The 15503-nt window shown below is 73.6% G+C and carries 16 protein-coding genes; 10 read left to right on the top strand and 6 right to left on the bottom strand.

Annotated features, from left to right (window positions below; translation table 11 throughout):
• Nucleotides 1-72: 72 nt before the first annotated feature.
• Nucleotides 73-1443, bottom strand: a complete 1371-nt coding sequence (locus EIM47_RS02725) for a DUF3999 domain-containing protein (protein WP_164514524.1) — start codon at nucleotides 1441-1443, stop codon at nucleotides 73-75.
• On the bottom strand, nucleotides 1440-4079 hold the full coding sequence (locus tag EIM47_RS02720) for a DUF2339 domain-containing protein (RefSeq protein WP_125076038.1): 2640 nt from the start codon (nucleotides 4077-4079) through the stop codon (nucleotides 1440-1442). Before EIM47_RS02720 ends, EIM47_RS02725 begins: the two co-directional genes overlap by 4 nt.
• 155 nt (nucleotides 4080-4234) lie before the next feature.
• Between EIM47_RS02720 and EIM47_RS02715 the strand changes: the two genes are divergently transcribed.
• On the top strand, nucleotides 4235-5311 hold the full coding sequence (locus tag EIM47_RS02715; protein ID WP_125076036.1) for a methyl-accepting chemotaxis protein: 1077 nt from the start codon (nucleotides 4235-4237) through the stop codon (nucleotides 5309-5311).
• Nucleotides 5312-5384: 73 nt separating this feature from the next.
• Here the strand turns inward: EIM47_RS02715 and gap are convergent, their stop codons facing one another.
• Complete coding sequence (gene gap, locus EIM47_RS02710) at nucleotides 5385-6389, bottom strand: type I glyceraldehyde-3-phosphate dehydrogenase (RefSeq protein ID WP_125076034.1); 1005 nt, start codon at nucleotides 6387-6389, stop codon at nucleotides 5385-5387.
• A 182-nt stretch (nucleotides 6390-6571) separates the two neighbouring features.
• Here gap and EIM47_RS02705 point away from each other — a divergent pair, with 182 nt between their 5' ends.
• The 6 genes from EIM47_RS02705 to EIM47_RS02680 all read left to right on the top strand — a co-directional run bounded on the left by EIM47_RS02705 (nucleotide 6572) and on the right by EIM47_RS02680 (nucleotide 10922).
• Nucleotides 6572-7195 (top strand): OmpW family outer membrane protein, encoded by a 624-nt coding sequence (locus EIM47_RS02705; RefSeq protein ID WP_019399805.1) that lies wholly within the window; start codon nucleotides 6572-6574, stop codon nucleotides 7193-7195.
• Between the two features lie 62 nt (nucleotides 7196-7257).
• Nucleotides 7258-8112, top strand: coding sequence for a S1/P1 nuclease (locus EIM47_RS02700; protein ID WP_125076032.1), 855 nt, complete (start codon nucleotides 7258-7260; stop codon nucleotides 8110-8112).
• A gap of 59 nt (nucleotides 8113-8171) precedes the next feature.
• Nucleotides 8172-8963 (top strand): molybdate ABC transporter substrate-binding protein, encoded by a 792-nt coding sequence (modA, locus tag EIM47_RS02695; protein WP_125076030.1) that lies wholly within the window; start codon nucleotides 8172-8174, stop codon nucleotides 8961-8963.
• 8 nt (nucleotides 8964-8971) lie between these two features.
• The gene (gene modB / locus EIM47_RS02690) at nucleotides 8972-9664 is read left to right on the top strand and encodes a molybdate ABC transporter permease subunit (protein WP_164514529.1); all 693 of its coding nucleotides are present in this window, start codon (nucleotides 8972-8974) and stop codon (nucleotides 9662-9664) included.
• 31 nt (nucleotides 9665-9695) lie between these two features.
• Nucleotides 9696-10310 carry an ATP-binding cassette domain-containing protein gene (locus tag EIM47_RS02685; protein WP_019399801.1) on the top strand — a complete coding sequence of 205 codons (615 nt, stop codon included), beginning with the start codon at nucleotides 9696-9698 and terminating at the stop codon, nucleotides 10308-10310.
• A 54-nt stretch (nucleotides 10311-10364) separates the two neighbouring features.
• Nucleotides 10365-10922 (top strand): flavin reductase family protein, encoded by a 558-nt coding sequence (locus EIM47_RS02680; RefSeq protein WP_125076028.1) that lies wholly within the window; start codon nucleotides 10365-10367, stop codon nucleotides 10920-10922.
• Here EIM47_RS02680 and EIM47_RS02675 read toward each other — a convergent pair whose 3' ends face one another.
• The 3 genes from EIM47_RS02675 to EIM47_RS02665 are packed head-to-tail and all read right to left on the bottom strand — an operon-like array spanning nucleotide 10923 to nucleotide 13100.
• Nucleotides 10923-11519: a hypothetical protein gene (locus EIM47_RS02675; protein WP_125076026.1), complete on the bottom strand. Its 597-nt coding sequence runs from the start codon at nucleotides 11517-11519 to the stop codon at nucleotides 10923-10925.
• A gap of 2 nt (nucleotides 11520-11521) precedes the next feature.
• Nucleotides 11522-12730: a TonB family protein gene (locus EIM47_RS02670; RefSeq protein WP_019399798.1), complete on the bottom strand. Its 1209-nt coding sequence runs from the start codon at nucleotides 12728-12730 to the stop codon at nucleotides 11522-11524.
• Nucleotides 12720-13100: a BlaI/MecI/CopY family transcriptional regulator gene (locus EIM47_RS02665; RefSeq protein ID WP_026010759.1), complete on the bottom strand. Its 381-nt coding sequence runs from the start codon at nucleotides 13098-13100 to the stop codon at nucleotides 12720-12722. The genes EIM47_RS02670 and EIM47_RS02665 overlap by 11 nt, the downstream gene beginning before the upstream one ends.
• Before the next feature lie 128 nt (nucleotides 13101-13228).
• Between EIM47_RS02665 and EIM47_RS02660 the strand changes: the two genes are divergently transcribed.
• From EIM47_RS02660 to EIM47_RS02650, 3 genes are all read left to right on the top strand, one after another.
• On the top strand, nucleotides 13229-14368 hold the full coding sequence (locus EIM47_RS02660) for a topoisomerase (protein WP_164514523.1): 1140 nt from the start codon (nucleotides 13229-13231) through the stop codon (nucleotides 14366-14368).
• A 103-nt stretch (nucleotides 14369-14471) separates the two neighbouring features.
• The gene (locus EIM47_RS02655) at nucleotides 14472-14792 is read left to right on the top strand and encodes a BolA family protein (RefSeq protein ID WP_019399795.1); all 321 of its coding nucleotides are present in this window, start codon (nucleotides 14472-14474) and stop codon (nucleotides 14790-14792) included.
• 144 nt (nucleotides 14793-14936) lie between these two features.
• Nucleotides 14937-15416 (top strand): NUDIX hydrolase, encoded by a 480-nt coding sequence (locus EIM47_RS02650; protein WP_125076024.1) that lies wholly within the window; start codon nucleotides 14937-14939, stop codon nucleotides 15414-15416.
• Nucleotides 15417-15503: the final 87 nt, after the last annotated feature.

Here is a 15503-nt window from a genome sequence, read left to right as displayed (position 1 = left end):
TGGGTCGCGCCGGCGCGGCGCGCGGGTGCGGGCATTTTCCGGGACGGGACGTGGCGGCGGCAAACCCGGCGCTCAGGGCGCCCGCGGCGGCTGCCGCAGCAGGCTCATTCCCAGCAGCGCGACCAGCACCGCGCCACCGACCAGCAGCGCCCACAGCAGCCAGCTCTTCCAGTCGTGCTCGACCAGCGGCTCCAGGGCGCGCTCGCCGGCCAGCTCCTGGGCCTCGCCGGCCAGGTAGGCCGGGGCCGGCTCCCAGTCGGGGCCACGCTGGGCGCGCAGCGCGTCCAGCAGCGGCTTGATTGGCGCCTCGCCGCGCTGGCGGCGGGCACTGCCGGCGGCCAGGGTGTAGGGCGGCTGGCCCTGGGCCAGGAACACCAGTACCTCGGACCGGTAACCCAGGCGCAGCACCGGCATGCCCTCGCCCACCGGGGTCGTCGGGACCAGTCGCCAGTACCGGTCGCGCACCGCCGCGGCCAGCGCGCGCGGTTCCGAGCGCGCCCCGGCGCGGTCGTCGCCCACCTGGTAGGCAACCCAGGGGCCGGCGCGCCAGGTCCAGGAAGCGTCGGGGTCCTCGCGGCTGTACAGGGTCCACTGCACCGCGGCGTTGTCCGGCAGGCGCACGTCGGCGCGCTCCACCGGGAAGCGTCCGGGCAGGCGGAACTCGAAACCCTCCCGCCCGGCCACGCTGCGACGCTCGCCGCGCAGCTCCTGCCAATCCCACTGCAGCTGCGCCTCCGCCGGCGCCAGCTCGGCCGCGACCCCGGTAAGCTCCGGCCCGGGGCCGGCGCGCAGCGGCAGCAGGCGCAGGTAGCGGGCCTGGCCATCCAGGGCGATGCGGCCCTGGCGCAGGCGTTCGCCGCCGCGCTCCAGGTCCAGCAGGGTGGTGCTGCCGTTGAGCGTGCGCCAGCTGCGCAGGTCGTCGCTGCCCTCGACCTTGTAGCCGGCCTGCAGCGGCTGCGATGGCGTCTTCCACTCCAGCAGCAGCGCGCGCACCGGCTCGCGCACGCGGCTGGCATCGACCAGCCAGCTGCCGGCGCCGCCGGCGGGCGTACGCGCCGGGAACCCCGCCTGCACCCGGCGGATGTTGCCCTCGTCGTCGCGCTCGGCGATCAGGTGGATGTCGTTGCCGGCGCCGTCCTGCGCCGGCAACGGGAACCAGGGCAGCCCCGTGGTACGCGGCGCCTGCGCCAACGGCTGCGCCGGCGACAGCACCGCCGCGGCCACCGCCTGGCCCTGGGCGTTGAATACCTCCACGTCGCGCAGGCCGCGCTCGTGCGCCCCCAGGTACACCGCCTCGTCGAGCAGTACCCGGTAGGCCCCGGCGTTGTCCTGGCCCAGGGCCAGCGGCCACTGCCGCGCATAGTCCTGCGCCGGGGCGCTGGCCTGTGCGCCTCCGGCCAGCACGGAAACCAGCGCCAGTGCGTACCAGGATCGTTTGCTCATGCGTCCGTCTCCACGTTGTCCCCGGCGCGCGGCGGCGCCGGGGCGAGGTAGCCGACGATCATGCACAGCACGCCGTAGGCGATGAAAGACACGATGCCGGCCAGGTTGCCCAGGTGGGTGCGGTCGACCAGCACCAGCTTGGCCAGGACCACACCCATCAGCACCGCGCCGGCCAGCCACAGGCCGCGCTGGCCGCGGCGCGAACCGAGCACCCAGCCGAGCACGCCCAGCACGCTCCAGGCCACGGTCAGGCTGGTCTGGGCCAGGGCGCTGGACAGCAGGCCCGGGGTCCAGCCGATGCCACCCCAGTAATGCACGCAGCGCAGGGTGGAGGCGCTCAGCAGCAGGAAGCCGCCGCCGGCCAGCAGCGCAGGTCGCCAGCGCGGCAGCAGCGCCCCGGCATGCCTGCTGCCCAGCCAGGCCGCACCCAGGCCCAGGGTCGCCAGCTGCACCAGCTCGCCCGGGTTGAGCAGTGGCAGCCAGGGCAGCGGCGCCGGGGACAGCGGGCGCTTGAGCATCGCCAGCCAGATCGCGGCGGCGACCGCGAAACCGGACCACGACACCGGCGTGCGCATCGGTGCGGCCACCGCGGCATCGCGCGGCAGCGCCAGCCAGTCCCAGCGCCACTGCGCGAGCGCGATCAGCACCAGCCATGGCAGGGCCGCCAGCGCGACCTCCCAGCCCTGGCCGAGGCTGGCCTCGAGCGCGACCCAGCGCCCCTCCAGCGACGCCAGCAGGGCCCACAGCAGCCACCAGGCCAACTGTGCGGCGCCAGCACTGCGGCCGGCATCCAGGCGCAGGCAGGCCAGCCCACGCAGGCCCAGCAGGCCGAACATCAGCCACGCCAGCGCACCGAAGCTCCCGCCCAGCGGATGCTGGTGCCGCTCCGACTGCCAGAACAGCACCAGCGCGGCCAGCACGACCGCCGCCAGCAGGGTCTGGGCCAGCAATGCGGCCGGGCGGCGGCGATGGACTTCCGCCGCCAGCCAGCCGGTCGCGCCGGCCAGCACCAGGGCCAGGTCGGCGCGCAAGGCCGGAGCGGCGAAGCGCGCGATCTCGTGCGCGCAGTCGCCGGCCCACCACGCCGTGCCCCACAGGAAGAACAGTGCCGCCGGCACGGTCCGGCCATGGGCACGTGCCGCCCAGGCGCTGGCCCAGCCGCCCAGCGCCAGCAGGAACATGCCCATCGCCGTCGGATTGGACACGGCACGCAGATCCCCGTGCGCATTGTCCAGCCCGAGCAGCAACGCCAACGCCGCCAACAGCTGCAGCGCCACGCCGCTGGCCTGCGGCAGCCAGCGCTGCCGGCGCAGGCCCAGCCACACCAGCCCGGCGCCCTCCAGCGCGAACACGCTGGCGGTGGCGCGCGCGCTCAGGCACAGCGGCACCGCCAGGGTGGCGAAGCCCACTGCCAGCACCGCCCAGGACTGCGCCAGCAGCTCGTAGCCGGAGCGCCGCAACAGCGCCCGCGCCAGCATCGCGTACAGCACGGCCAGGCCCAGCGCGCAGAACGCCAGCGGCATGCGCTGGCCTTCCAGCAGCGCCGCCTGCAGCGAGAACGCCACCAGCGGGGTGCCGAACACCAGGCAACCGTCGACCAGGTCGCGCCGTCCCGCCGGCCGGCGCCGCGCGAACAGCAGCGGCACCACCAGGTAGAACGCGAAGAACAGGGCGAGGAACGGCTGGGTGCTGGCGTACTTCTCCGGGGCGTAGGCGCTGGCGCCCCACAGGCTGCCGATGCCGAAGGTGGACGCGAAGCCAAGCAGGTTGAGCAGGCGCCAGGACCTGAACCAGGCGATCGCCACCACCGCGGCGTTGACCAGCGCGTAGTAGGAAAACAGGGCGACGTGGTTGCCGCCGCCGGTGGACAACCACACCGGCGCCAGGAAGCCGGCCAGCAGGGCGAACGCGGCCAGCGCCTGCGCGTTCTGCAGCACCGCCAGCAGGGCCGCGCCCGCGACCAGGACCACGCTCAGGGCGAACGCCGGGCCGGCGTCGACCAGGCCATAGAGCCTGGACGACGCGAACACCACCAGCAGCAGGGTGCCGATCGCCCCGCCCTGCACGCTCAGGGCAAAGACCCGGTTGCCCTCGCGCCGGCGCCAGGCAAAGCCCAGTGCGAGCAGCGCCGCCGCGGCCACGGCGGACAGGCGCAGCGCCACCGGCAACTGCAACAGGCCCTGGTCGGAAGCGTACTTCAGCAGCGCCGCCACGCCGGCCAGCGCCACCAGCACACCGATCTTCACCGGCACGTTGCCCACGGTGAACCAGCGCTTGACCACGCGCAGCAGCACGTTCTCCGCGGGGACGCGCGGCGCGCCCGCGTCGCCGCCGGCATGCGCCGCTGCCGTTCCGGCCGGTGGCAGCGGTGGCGGTGCCGCGGACGGGCGTAAGCCGGCCGCGGTGGACGGCACGGCCGCCGCCACGGAACCCGCCGCGGCCGCCGGTGCATGCGCGGCTTCCGCGGGTGGTGGCGAGGCCGCCATGCCCGTCGGCGCCGGCGGGCGCAGGGCAGCAAGCGCACGCTCCAGTTCCGCCACCCGCCGGCGCAGGCCGAGCACTGCAAGGCCCAGCACGCCCAGCAGCACCGGCACCGCCAGTACCGCCAACACCACCAGCACGATGATCGCTTCCAAGCTATCCCCCGTCATGGATGGGCCGCCCCTCCCCGGCAGGCGCTGCGGGCATGCTACCGGAGCGTCCTGGCTTGCCGGCGGCCCGGCTCAAGTCCGGTCGCGGCGGGCCGATGAAGCCCGGTCATCTTTCATATGAAACCGTCCCCCATCCCCGCATGAACACGCCAGCCACGCCTGCCCAGGCCAGCGTCGACGACCACATCCGTTCCGTGGCTGGCCTGTCCGGCCGCATGCTGGGCGAGCTGCGGCAATCGCTGCGGCGGATCGAGGAAATCAACCGCACCACCCTGGTGATCTCGATGAACGCGCGCGTGGAATCGGCGCGCATGGGCGCGGCCGGGCGCGGCTTCGCGGTGATCGCGCAGGAGATGGATACGCTCTCGCGCCGGGTGGCCGAGACCGCCGGCGAGATCGACCGCCGCGCCGAGGCCACCCGCGCCGACATGCAGGCTACCCTGGCGCGGCTGGAGGACGAGGTGCGGCATACGCGCCTGGCCGGGCTGGCCCTGGTCAACATCGACCTGATCGACCGCAACCTCTACGAGCGCAGCTGCGACGTGCGCTGGTGGGCGACCGACGCGGCGGTGGTCGCGGCCGCGCGCCCGGGCGCCACCGCGGAGGAACTGGCGCACGCCTCGCGGCGCATGGGCCAGATCCTGGATTCGTACACGGTGTACTTCGACCTGGTGCTGGTCGGCCTGGACGGGTGCGTGCTGGCCAACGGCCGCCCCGGCCAGTACCGCTCCGCCGGCATGGACGTGCGCGACGCGCCCTGGTTCGAAAGCGCCAGGCGCTGCGCCAGCGGCGAGGAATTCGGCTTCCAGGAGGTGCATGCCAGTGCGCTGGCCGGCGGCGAGCGGGTGCTGGTCTACGCCTGCGGCGTGCGCGAGGGCGGACGCGTCGACGGCCGCCTGCTGGGCGTGCTCGGCATCGTGTTCCGCTGGGACGCGCTGGCGCAGACGGTGGTGCAGCGTACTCCGCTGTCGCAGCAGGAATGGACGCGCAGCCGGGCATGCATCGTCGACGGCCAGGGCCGGGTGCTGGCCGACTCGGCCGGGCGCATCCTGCAGGAGGTTATCGACTTCCCCGGGCGCGACGAACTGCTGCGCCAGCCGCTCGCGGCACGGGTGGTGGAGTTCCAGGGCCGCCCGCACTGCGTCGCGCACGCGGCCTCGCCGGGCTACGAGACCTACCGCAGCGGCTGGCACTCGCTGATCCTGCAGGCGCTCTAGGCAGCCGCCGCCGGCGCAAAAAACAAGCCCCGGCAGGGCCGGGGCTCGTCCTTTGCAGCGCTTGCGGTGCGGCTTACTTGCCGGCCACCACGCGGGCCATCTCCAGGCACTTGTTGGAGTAGCCCCACTCGTTGTCGTACCAGGCCACCAGCTTGACGAAGGTCGGGTCGAGCTGGATGCCGGCGTCGGCGTCGAAGATCGAGGTGCGGGTGTCGCCGCGGAAGTCGGTGGCCACCACCTTGTCCTCGGTGTAGCCGAGGATGCCCTTCAGCGCGCCCTCGCTCTGCGCCTTGATCTCGGCCTTGATCTCCTCGTAGGTCGCCGGCTTCTCCAGCTCGGCGGTCAGGTCGACCACCGACACGTCCGAGGTCGGCACGCGGAAGCTCATGCCGGTGAGCTTCTTGTTGAGCGAGGGGATCACCTTGCCCACCGCCTTGGCCGCGCCGGTGGAGGACGGGATGATGTTCTCGAGGATGCCGCGGCCGCCGCGCCAGTCCTTGTTGGACGGGCCGTCGACCGTCTTCTGGGTGGCGGTGGCGGCGTGCACGGTGGTCATCAGGCCGCGCTTGATGCCCCACTTGTCGTGGATCACCTTGGCCAGGGGCGCCAGGCAGTTGGTGGTGCAGCTGGCGTTGGAGATGATCGCCTCGCCGGCGTAGGTGTCGTGGTTGACGCCGTAGACGAACATCGGCGTGTCGTCCTTGGACGGGGCCGACATGATCACCTTCTTCGCGCCGGCGGCCAGGTGCTTGCCCGCGCTGTCCTTGTCCAGGAACAGGCCGGTGGACTCGATCACCACCTCGGCGCCCACCGCGTCCCACTTCAGGTTGGCCGGGTCGCGCTCCTGGGTCAGGCGGATCTTCCTGCCGTTGACGACCAGGGTGTTGCCCTCGACCTGCACCTCGCCCTTGAAGCGGCCGTGCACGGAGTCGTACTTCAGCATGTAGGCCAGGTAGTCGGGCTCCAGCAGGTCGTTGATCGCCACGATCTCGATGTCGTCGCCGAAGTTCTGCACGGCAGAACGCAGAACGTTGCGGCCGATGCGGCCGAAGCCATTGATGCCTACCTTGATCGCCATTCTGATGACTCCTGACGCCGCGCCGGGGCGCGGCCCGTGGTGGATGAAGGGGGTAATGCAGCGGATGGCCATTCTAGCGCACCGGCACCGGCGCCACCTGCGCCCGGCTTGACTGGAATCAAGGCGCGCCCCGGGGACCGGGCGGAGACTTCCCGCCACACCCAACACGCAGAGTGTTACCGATGAAACACAAGCTTCTCCCGCTGCTTGCCGCTTCCCTTGCCGCCGTCGCCGCCGCCCCGGCCTTCGCCCAGTCCGCCGGCGACTGGACCCTGGGCGTGGGCCTGCACCAGGTCGACCCGAAGTCCGACAACGGCAAGCTGGCCGACGGTACCCTGCCGCTGGCCATCGACAGCGACGCCAAGCCCAGCGTGACCTTCGAGTACTTCGTCAAGGACAACCTCGGCGTCGAGGTCCTGGGTGCGCTGCCGTTCAAGCACGAGATCGCGGTCAAGGGCGTGGGCAAGGTCGGCCAGACCAAGCACCTGCCGCCGACCATCACCCTGCAGTACCACTTCAACAGCGCCGGCAAGGTCTCGCCGCTGCTGGGCGTGGGCATCAACTACACCACCTTCTTCAGCGAGGACACCACCGGCGCCCTGGCCGGCACCAAGCTGAAGCTGGACGATTCCTTCGGCCTGGCCGCGCACGCCGGCCTGGACTTCAAGGTCAGCGAGAAGGCCTCGGTGCGCGTCGACGTGCGCTGGGCCGACATCGACACCGACGTCAAGGTCGACGGCGCCAAGCTCGGCACCGCCAACATCGACCCGCTGGTGTACGGCGCGTCCTACGTCATGAAGTTCTGAGCGACAACGCTTCCCTTGGCGGGGAAAGGCGGTGGTGCGGGACAGTCGGTTAAAGTTGGCCGATGATGTCCCGCACCGCTTCCACCCGTCCGATCCGCGCCCGGCGCCACTCCGCGTGGCTGCCGGGCTTCCTGTTGCTGCTGTCCGTGGCCCTGCCGGCGCAGGCCTGGGGACCGCTCGGCCACCGCCTGGTGGCGCGCCTGGCCGAGGAACAGCTCTCGCCGGCCGCGCGCGCCGAAGCCCAGCGCCTGCTGCGCGGCGAGCCCGAACCCGGCCTGGCCGGAATCGCCAACTGGGCCGACAACCTGCGCGGGTCCGATCCGGTGCTGGGCCGGCGCACCGCCGCCTGGCACTACGTCAACATCGGCGAGGCCGACTGCCATTACGAGCGCCAGGCCCATTGCCCCGACGGCAACTGCGTGAACGAGGCGCTCGAGGCGCAGGCGCGCATCCTCGCCGACCGTAGCCGCAGCGACGCGGAGCGCCTGCAGGCGCTGAAGTTCGTCGTGCACCTGGCCGGCGACGCGCACCAGCCGCTGCACGCCGGCTACCGCCACGACCGCGGCGGCAACAACTACCAGGTCAACTACCGCGGCAAGGGCAGCAACCTGCACTCGCTGTGGGACAGCGGCCTGCTCGCCACCCGGCGGCTGGACGAGGAGGCCTGGCTGCAGCGCCTGCGCACCCTGCCCGCGCCGGCGGTCGAACCGGTCGGCCGCCCGCCGCGCCCCGGCTTCCCGCTGCCCTGGGTCGAGCAGTCCTGCCGCACCGGCCTCGCCCCCGGGGTGTACCCGCAGGGCCACGTGGTCGACGATGCCTACGTGGACGCGCACCTGCCGACCCAGGAGGCGCAGCTGCGCCTGGGTGCGGCGCGCCTGGCCGAGGTGCTGGAAGCCACCCTGGGCGATCCCGGATAACCCGGCCGCCGCCCGGCCCGACCGCATCGCTTTCGCCGCAACCCCACCGGAGAAACGCCATGTCCAAGCCGAGCCTCCTGCTGCGCCTGTGTACCACCACCGCGCTGGCCGTCGCCGGCCTGGCGGCGGGCAGCGGCGCATCCGCGGCCGGCGGCGCGCCGCTGACGGTGTTCGCCGCGGCCAGCCTGCAGGAATCGCTGGACGAGGCGGCCGCCGCCTACCGCCAGGCCACCGGCGTGCCGGTGCGCGTGTCCTACGCGGCCAGCTCCACCCTGGCCCGGCAGATCGAGCAGGGCGCGCCGGCGCAGGTGTTCTTCTCCGCCGACGATGCCTGGATGGACTACCTCCAGCAACGCGGGCGGATCGATCCCGGCAGCCGCCAGGAACTGCTGGGCAACACCCTGGTGCTGGTCGCCCCGCGCACCGCGGCGGCGCCGGCGGTGGACCTGGCCCGGCCCGGCGCCCTGGCGGCGGCCCTGGGCAAGGGCCGGCTGGCGGTCGCGCAGACCCAGACGGTGCCGGCCGGCAAGTACGCGCGCCAGGCGCTGCAGGCGCTGGGCCACTGGCCGGCGGTCCAGGGCCGGCTGGCCGAGGCGGAGAGCGTGCGCGTGGCGCTGATGCTGGTGGCCCGCGGCGAGACCCCGCTGGGCGTGGTCTACGCCTCCGACGCCCGCGCCGAGCCGCGGGTGCAGGTGGTGGCGACCTTCCCCGCCGGCAGCCATCCGCCGATCATCTACCCGGTCGCCGCGGTGGCGCCGGCCACGCCCGCCGCGCGCGGATTCGTGCGCTGGCTGGCCGGGCCGCAGGCGCGGGCGATCTTCGCCCGGCACGGTTTCCATCCCCAGGACTGAGCATGGCCCTGCCCGGCTTCACCCAGGACGAGATCACCGCCATCGCGCTGAGCCTGAAAGTGGCCGCCGTGGCCGCCCTCGCCAGCCTGCCGTTCGGGGTGGCGGTGGCGTGGCTGCTGGCGCGCCGGCGCTTCCCCGGCAAGTCGCTGCTGGACGCGCTGGTGCACCTGCCGCTGGTGCTGCCGCCGGTGGTGATGGGCTACGCGCTGCTGGTGCTGTTCGGCCAGCAGGGCCCGGCCGGGCGCTGGCTGGAGGACACCTTCGGCATCAGCCTCGCCTTCCGCTGGACCGGCGCGGCGCTGGCCTGCGCGGTGATGGGCTTCCCGCTGATGGTGCGCGCGATCCGGCTGTCGATCGAGAACGTGGACCGGCGCCTGGAGCAGGCCGCGGCCACCCTGGGCGCGGCGCCGTGGCGGGTATTCCTCACCGTGACCCTGCCGCTGGCCTGGCCGGGCCTGGTGGCCGGCGCCGCCCTGGGCTTCGCCAAGGCGCTGGGCGAGTTCGGCGCCACCATCACCTTCGTCTCCGCCATCCCCGGCGAGACCCGCACCCTGTCCTCGGCGATCTACGGGCTGATGCAGGTACCGGGCGGCGAATCGGGGATCTGGCGCCTGGCCGCGGTGGCGCTGGTGATCTCGCTGGGCGCGCTGCTGTTCTCCGAATGGCTGGTGCGGCGCCAGCGCGGGGGCGAGGAGGAATGAGCATGGACCAGCCCATGCGCGGAGCCGCGCCATGCTGAAGGTCGACATCCATCTGCGCCGCGGCCGCTTCCAGCGCCACGTGCGGATCGACGAGCAGGCGCGGGTGCTGGCGCTCGCCGGCCCGTCCGGTGCCGGCAAGACCAGCGTGCTCAATGCCATCGCCGGGCTGGTGCGGCCGGAATCGGGTTACATCGAGATCGACGGCCGCGTGCTGTACGACAGCGCGCGCGGCATCGACGTGCCCACCCATCGCCGCCAGGTCGGCTACGTGTTCCAGGACGCGCGCCTGTTCCCGCACCTGGACGTACGCCGCAACCTGCTCTATGGCCGCCACCGCGGCGGCCAGGCCGGCTTCGCCTTCGACGCGGTGGTCGAGTTGCTGGGCATCGGCCACCTGCTGGACCGGCGCACCCGCCACCTGTCCGGCGGCGAGTCGCAGCGCGTGGCGATCGGTCGCGCCCTGCTGTCGCAGCCGGCGGTGCTGCTGTTCGACGAGCCGCTGTCGGCGCTGGACCCGGCGCGCCGCGAGGAACTGATCCCGTGGCTGCGGAAGGTGCGCGACGAGGTGCGCCTGCCGATGCTCTACGTCAGCCACCATCCCGACGAAGTGCGGCGCCTGGCCGACGCCATCCACGTGCTGGATTGACGCGCCGTTGCCGCGCGCGTGCGCAGGCTGGCGGCGTCCACGAAGGAGCCGAGCATGGCCCTGCCCCGCAAGACCGCGTTCCCGGTGGAGAAGATCTGGCGCTTCCTCGAGCCCGGCCCGGTGGTGCTGGTCACCACCGCGTGGAAGGGCCAGCGCGCGATCATGACCTGCGGCTGGCACATGATGCTCGGCTACGACCTGGTCGGCACCTACATCTGGGACGCCAACACCAGCCATGCGCTGGCACGGCGCAGCCGCCAGTGCGTGATCAACCTGCCCACCGCGCCGCTGCTGGACGCGGTGGTCGGCATCGGCAACTGCAGCAGCGCGCAGGTCGACAAGTTCCAGCGCTTCGGCCTGACCGCGCAGGCGGCCGAGCTGGTCGGTGCGCCGCTGATCGGCGAATGCCACGCTAGCTTCGAATGCCGCCTGCGCCGCACCCACCTCAACGACGACTACCCGCTGTTCGTGTGGCAGGTCGTGCGCGCGCACGTGGCGGCGCGGCCGCAGCGCCCGCGCACCGTGCACTACCGCGGCGACGGCCGCTTCATGCTGTCCGGCGATGAAACCAGCCGGCGCCGCCTGTTCCGCCCGGAAATGCTGGGGCAGTAGTCAGGGCGAGGACCGCCGGTTGGAAACCCGCGCCTGGCCCTGCTGCAGCTCGAAGGTGAAGGCCCAGGCCAGGGTGACCGGCACCGGCTTGACCGCGCTCACCGCGCCGGTGCAGCCGCCCCCGTTCCAGTCGCGGTTGCGGGTGGCCGCGTCCGGGTATTCGCACAGCAATGCCGGCTCGAATTCCCAGGCCGCGACCGCTTCGAGCACCGCCGTGCCCAGCGGTTCCGGTGCTTCCTCGGGCGCGATGCAGCCCGGTGCGCCGACCAGGTGCACGTTGCGCACCTCGCCGTCCTCGCCCACCGCCAGCGACACGCACAGGGTCGCGGAGAACGGACTGGGCGGGCGGTAGTGCGCCGGGAACGCCGGGCTGTCGTTGGCCAGGATCCGCGGGAACACGAAGCCCTGGTGGGGCGCCAGCTCGTAACGGGTGTCGGTAGTCGGCACGATCATGCGCTGGCCCACGCCGGCGCTGGCATCGGGTTGGGCCTCGTCGATCCCGCCGCGGCTGGCGCAACCGGCCGCGGCCAGCGCCAGCAGGCCACCGCACAGCCACCGCGCGGCACGTCCGCCGCCGCAAGCGTGATGGAACCACATCGTCATTCCTGGCCTCCCTGGTCCGTGGCCCGCTTGTCCGGGGCAAAACTGATCGGCACGCGCACGCGGCGGACCCTGGCCACGCCGTCGTCCGCGTCCGGCCTGAACTTCCACTGCCGCGCCGCTTCCACCGCCGCGGCCTCGAACACCCCGGCCGGCGCGGCGCGCTCCACTTCCACCGCCGCCACGCTGCCGTCGGCGGCCAGGTCCAGCAGCAGGCTCACCTCGCCGGCGATCCCGGCCTCGGCGGCCTCCTTCGGATAGCGCGGCGGCGGCATGAACGCCGCCGGTACCGGCAGCCAGTCCCCCTCCTGCGCGGCGGCCGCGGCCGGCCGCGCGGCCCAGGCCAGGCCGCCGATGCCGCAGGCGAGCGCGCACGCCACCAGCGCGGCGGCAAGCCGCTGCCGCGGTGACGCCGCCGGGCGCCGCAGCAGTTCGATCCGCTCCCTGAGCGCATGCAGCGGCGGCCAGTGGCAACCCAGCGGCAGCGGCGCGTGCGGCAGCTGCGCCTTGAGCATGGCCTCGCCGTACACGCGCCGCTGGCGGGGATGGCGCGCGATCACCGCGGCATCGCAGGCCAGTTCCTGGTCGTGGCGGAAGCGCCGCAGCGCGGCCGGCAGCAGCGGGTGGAACCAGAACAGGCAGCGCAGCAGCGCGGCCAGTGCATTGGCCGGCAGGTCGCCGCGGCGCACGTGCAGGCGTTCGTGCTGCAGGACCAGCTCGCGCTCGGCCGCGCTGTAGCGCCGCTCGAAATCGGCCGGCAGCACGATCCGCGGCCGCAGCAGGCCCACCACCGCCGGCAGCGCCGGGTGGGTGCCGCGGGCCTGGAACAGCCCGTCCGGGCGCGCCTGCAGCGGCCCCAGCGCGCGCCGGAAACGCCACTGCTGCCAGGCCATGAGCGCGGCGCTGGCGAGCACGCCGGCCAGCCACAGCGGCAGCAGCCAGGCCCGCCAGGCCGGCGACGTGGCTGCGGCCGCGGCGGCCACGCCGGCCTGCACCGGCTCCAGCCAGGCCGCGGCCACCGGCAGCGGCAGCGTGGTGCCCTTCGGCAACGACGCGGCCAGCACCGCGACCGGGACGCAAGTCCACAGCAGGTAGGCTCCCTGCGCGCCCCACAGCGCGCGCGCCGGACGGCGCAGCGCCAGCACCAGCGCGCCGGCCACGGTCAGGGCCAGGGTGGCGCGCAACAGCAGGACCAGCTCAGCGTCCATCGTCCCCGCCCTCCTCCAGCCGCGACACCAGGCGCTTGAGCTCGGCGATGTCGGTGGCCGACAGCCGGCCGCGCTCGCTGAAATGCGCCACCAATGGCGCCACCCGGCCGCCGAACAGGCGGGCCAGCAGGCCTTCGCTCTGCTGCTCCACCCAGGCCTCGCGGCTCAGCACCGGCGAATAGAGGTAGCGCCGGCCCTCGCGCTCGGCGCTGATCGCGCCCTTGTTGAGCAGGCGGTTGAGCAGGGTCTTGATGGTGGGCTCGGCCCAGCCGGTGGCCGGTGCCACCGCCGCGACCACGTCCTCGGAGCTGCGCGGGCTGGACTGCCACAGCACTTCCATGACCGTGGCCTCTGCATCGGTTACGGGGATCGGTTCGTGCGCCATGCGGACCTCCGTTTACGCCTGTAATCGAGATTGGATTACAAGCGTAAACGCAAGCCCGCGTCAAGCCCTCGGGCGCTGGCATGATCCCCCCGTACCGGGGATGGAGAGAACGCATGCGCTGGAACCCGAGTCGGCCCCTGCTTGCGGGCCTGTTGCTGCTGGCCTGGCACGGCGCGGCCGCTGCCACGGCCGGTGACGAGGCCCGCGACTGCCCGGTCCTGCCACCCGCAGCCGGCCTGCAGGCGGAACTGCCCGATCCGCTGCGCCTGCCCGATGGAAGCCGCGCGCATGAACCGGGGCAATGGCACTGCCTGCGGCAGCAGACCCTGCATGCGCTGGAGGCCCAGGTCTACGGCAGCAAGGGGCCGGCACCGGAGGCGGTGGCCGGCACGGTCACCCCGGAGCGGATCGAGGTCGAGGTGCGCCACGGCGGCCGCGGCGAGCGCTTCGCCGCGCGCCTGCACCTGCCCCCGGGCGAGGGACCTTTCCCGGCGATGCTGGTGATGGCCGGGGTGGCCGGGGTCAGCCCGGAACTGCTGGCCAGCGAGGGCGTGGCCTGGATCGAGTTCCCCAGCACCGACATCGGTGCCGAGACCGGCCAGGGGCGGCGCAAGGAGGGCGCGTTCTACCGCCTGTACGGCGACGAGGTCGCCGGCACCGGCACGCTGATGGCCTGGGCCTGGGGCGTGAGCCGGGTCATCGATGTGATCGCCGCCGACGACGGCCGCCTGCTGCGCGCCGATGCGATCGGCGTCAGCGGCTGCTCGCGCCACGGCAAGGGGGCGCTGGCGGCCGGCGCCTTCGACCCGCGCGTGGTCCTGACCGTGCCGATCGAATCCGGCGCTGGTGGCGTGCCCACCTGGCGCCACGCGCCGGAGGGCGCGCAGCCGGCCACCAGCGCCTTTGGCGAGCAGCCCTGGCTGGGCGACGCGTTCGGCACCTATGCCGACGACCCGCGGCGGCTGGCGGTGGACCAGCACCAGGTGCTGGCCCTGGTCGCGCCACGCGGCCTGCTGGTGCTGGACAACCCGCATATCGCCTGGCTGGGTGCGCCGGCCGCACGCGCCAGCGTGCTGGCGGCACGGGAGGTGTACGGACTGCTCGGCGCCACCGGCAACCTCGGCTACCACGCGGAGGTGGAGAGCGCGGCGCACTGCGCCTGGCGCCCGGAATGGGACGCGCCGGCACGCGCTGCGATCCGCCGCCACCTGCTGCGCCAGCCGGCACCCGACCTGCCGCTGCCGGCGCCCTGAAGCTGCCCGGAATGCGCACGCCCCGCGCCGGCAGGGCGGCCGTCCGCTTGAACCCGGCCAATCCGCCTCCATCCTGTTAGCGACTTCCAACACGCCACCGCCCATGAGCACCCGCGCCGACCAGATCCGCCAGGCCCTCGCCGCCCTGCAGCCCCTGCACCTGGAGGTGCTGGACGAGAGCCACATGCACAGCCGCGGCCTGGAGACCCACTACAAGGCGGTGATCGTCAGCGAGGCCTTCGCCGGCAAGCGCCCGGTGCAGCGCCACCAGGCGGTGTACGCGGCCATGGGCGGGCTGATGCAGCAGATCCATGCACTGGCCCTGCACACCTACACCCCGGCCGAATGGGAGGCCGACGCCAGCGTGCCGGAGTCGCCGCGCTGCCGCGGCGGCAGCAAGCACGACAAGCCGGCCGCGCACTGAGCCGCACCCGCATCCGCGGGCAGGCAAGCCCACCCGCACGTGGTGGCGGGCGGTCAGCGCCGGCGGCATGTCCGCCGGCGCCGGCTTCGGCCACAATGCGCACGCCCCGGACCGTTGTTCGTGGCCTTGCCCGCAACGCGAACCGTGTCCGCATCCGCACCGATCCCCGTCCCCGAACCGCCGCCCTGCAATGAGCGCGGCGAAGTGCTGCTCGCCGCCGGCCGCGGCCGGGCGCCGGGCGCGGCGCCGGACTTCGTCCTGGTGTTGGCGGTCGACCTCGGCCGGATCCTGCTGGTGCGCAATGCCGCGCGCCAGGTGCTGGAACTGCCCGGCGGCTGGGTCGATCCCGGCGAGCCGCCGCTGCGCGCGGCCGCGCGCGAACTGCTGGAGGAAACCGGCCACGCCGCCGGCGCGCTGGAGCCCGCCGGCTGGCTGCGCATCCGCTCGCCTCGCTCGCCGTGGCCGCTGACCGGCCTGCTGTTCGCGACCCGCGGCCTGCAGCGGCGCCACGGCCACGCCCTGGACCCGGAGATCGAGAGCCTGCACTGGGCGCGCCTGCCGGCGCTGCCGGGCGGGGTTTCCGCGATCGACGCCTGGCTGGTCGCGCAGTTCGGCCGGCGCTGACCGGAAACGGAAAGGGGACGCCTGCGCGTCCCCTTCCCTTTGCATCGCGGTTCCGTCGGGCGGGCACGTGGCCCAGCCGACGGATGG

The organism is Pseudoxanthomonas sp. SGT-18 (assembly GCF_003931645.1).
Lineage (GTDB): Bacteria > Pseudomonadota > Gammaproteobacteria > Xanthomonadales > Xanthomonadaceae > Pseudoxanthomonas.
The sequence above is the reverse complement of the archived record's forward strand: the minus strand, read 5'-3'. Positions and strand labels throughout refer to the sequence as shown.